Source organism: Duganella rhizosphaerae (assembly GCF_040364205.1).
GTDB lineage: Bacteria > Pseudomonadota > Gammaproteobacteria > Burkholderiales > Burkholderiaceae_D > Rugamonas > Rugamonas rhizosphaerae.
Genome location: NZ_BPWK01000044.1, coordinates 1 through 2,751, shown reverse-complemented (window position 1 = coordinate 2,751; position 2,751 = coordinate 1). Strand labels below are relative to the sequence as shown.

General features: G+C 66.0%; 2 protein-coding genes. Both read right to left on the bottom strand.

Annotated elements, in window-relative coordinates; genetic code table 11:
* A partial coding sequence (locus RUGAMON1_RS32485; RefSeq protein WP_445234395.1) for a non-ribosomal peptide synthetase occupies positions 1 to 2,178 on the bottom strand: 2,178 nt, incomplete at its 3' end.
* A gap of 2 nt (positions 2,179 to 2,180) precedes the next feature.
* Positions 2,181 to 2,751: phosphopantetheine-binding protein (locus RUGAMON1_RS32480; protein WP_445234394.1), on the bottom strand; the 571-nt coding region annotated here is incomplete at its 5' end.

Sequence of the window (2,751 nt, the reverse complement as noted above, 5' to 3'; positions counted from 1 at the left end):
CAGCTGGCCGCCGTGCGCCAGCGCGCCCCACATTTCCCACACCGAGAAGTCGAAGGCGAACGAGTGGAACAGCGTCCACACATCGTCCGCGCCGAACGAGAACCAGGCGTCCGTGGCGCTGAACAGGCGCACCACGTTGGCGTGTTCGATCATCACGCCCTTCGGCGCGCCGGTCGAGCCGGACGTATAGATGATGTAGGCCAGGTGCGCCGGGGTCAGCCCCGCCACCTGCGGATTGGCGTCGGATTTGTCCTGCCACGCCGCGCCCTGCTCCAGGTCGATGCGCGGCGCATCGCCGACCGCATCCGCCACATCGGCCAGCGCCGCCCGCCCGGCGCCGTCGACCAGCACCGCCAGCGGCGCGCTGTCGGCCAGCATATAGGCCAGGCGGTCCTGCGGATAGGCCGGATCGAGCGGCACGTAGCCGCCGCCGGCCTTGAGCGTGGCCAGCACCGCCACCATCATCCCGACGCCACGCTCGACGCAGATCGCTACCCGTGTGTCCGGGCCGACGCCCAGGCCGCGCAGGTGGTGCGCCAGCCGGTTGGCTTGCGCGTTCAACTCGCCGTAGCTTACAACGCGGTCCTCATGGACCAGCGCCACCGCCGACGGAGCGCGCGCGGCCTGCTCCTCGAACAGCTGATGCACGCAACGCTCCGCTGCCGGCGCGACCGCATCGGCAGCGGTGTTGGTGTTCCAGTCGAGCAGCAGTTGCTGCCGTTCGGCCCGGTCCAGCATGTCCAGATCGGCGATGCGGGCAGACGGATTGGCCGCGATCGCGGCCAGTAAACGGCTGAAATGATTCGTCATCCGTTCGATGGTGGATGCATCAAACAGGTCGGTGCGATACTCGAAACCGGCCGACAACTCGTCGCCCTCTTCCGAGAAGTACAGCGTCAGGTCGAACTTCGAACTGGCCAGGTCGGCCACCATCGGCTGCAGCGTCAATCCCGACAGTTCCAGGTCGCCCATCGGCGTGTTCAGCAAGACCAACATCACCTGGAAAATCGGCGTGTGGCTCAGGTTACGCTCGGGCTTCAGGCAGTCGACCAGTTGTTGGAACGCCAGGTCCTGGTTGGCGTGGGCGTCCAGCGCGGTGCCGCGCACCTGGCGCAGCAGCGTATCGAAGGACGCAGCGGCGTCGACCTGGTTACGCAACACCAGCGTGTTGGCGAAAAATCCGATCATCGGCTCGGTCTCGATCCGACCACGGCCGGCCACGGTGGTGCCGATGCACAGGTCGGACTGGCCGGAATAGCGCGACAGCAGCACATTGAAGGCGGCGGCCAGCGTCATGAACAGCGTCACCTGGAACTGCTTGCCGATCTGGTGCAGGCCGGCGCAGACCGCCGCCGGCACGGTGAAACGGGCGCGGGTGCCGCGATAGGACTGGCGCGGCGGACGCGGACGGTCGGTGGGCAGCGCCAGCAGCACCGGAGCGCCGTCCAGTTGTTTTTTCCAATATCCGAGCTGGGCGTCCAGCGTCGGGCCGCGCAGCCATTCCCTTTGCCAGTGGGAGTAATCCGGATACTGGATAGCCAGCTCCGGCAACGGCGACGGCTGGCCGTGCACCTCGGCCCCGTACAACGCCGCCATCTCTTCCACAATCACACCCATCGACCAGGCGTCGGAGACGATGTGGTGCAGTGTCAGCAGCAAGATATGATGGCTGTCGTCCATCCGCAGCAACACGGCACGCAGCAAAGGACCGCAGGTCAGGTCGAACGGCGTGTTGCCCTCGTCCTGTATCAGCCACTGCGCGCGCGCCTCGCGCTCGCCGGCAGGCAGGCCTCCCAGATCGGTGACCGGCAATTCAATCCGCAGCACCGGCGCGACCACCTGGCCAGGCTTGCCGTCGGTGGTGGCGAAAGTGGTGCGCAGCGATTCGTGGCGGCGCACCATCTCGTTCAAGGCGCCGCGCAAGGCGGCGTGGTTGATCTGGCCGGACAGGCGCACCGCCGAGGCGATATTGTAGAACGACCGACCGGGCTCGAACTGGTCATGCACCCACAGACGCTCTTGCGCGTACGAGTGGGGAATGTGGGTCAGATCCGGCGGTCTCTTAAAGACAGGTAAGGTCAGAAAATCGATCCCCTTGTTTTGCAGCAGCGTCTTGAGTTTCTCGCGCTGCGCCAAAGGCAGCTTGTTAATAGCGTCGATCGAGATATTCTTGTTCATTCTTACCCTTCAGTCTTTGTAATATCAGCCAGTTCATCCAATGCACCCGCCAGCAAATCGTCCAGGTCGAGCTGACCTTCATCACCCTGGGTAGCCAGGATGATGTCGATCTGCGCGGCCAGGCCGGCCACCGTCGGTGTCTCGAACAGCATGCGCAACACCAGCTCCACGTTGAAGGTCTTGCGGATGCGCGCCAGCACCATCAGCGCGCGCAGCGAATGGCCGCCCAGCGCGAAGAAGTCGTCGTGGATGCCGACCCGCTCCCGGCCCAGCACCTCGCCGTACAGCTTGGCCAGCGTTTCCTGGGTCGCCGTCGCCGGCGCCGCATAGGCGGTCGCCGACGGCGCATCCACATCCTTGCGGGCGCCCAGCGCCTTGCGATCGACCTTGCCGCTGGAGGTCATCGGCAACGCGTCCAGTCCGGCGATGCTGTGCGGCAGCGCCGCCTGTACCATGCGCACCGCCAGGAACTGGCGCAGGTCCGGCGGCAGTTCGCCGCGCGCCACCACATAGGCGTGCAGCGAGGTCGATCCGTCCTCCGCGCTGCGCGCCACCACGGCCGCCTCGGCGATC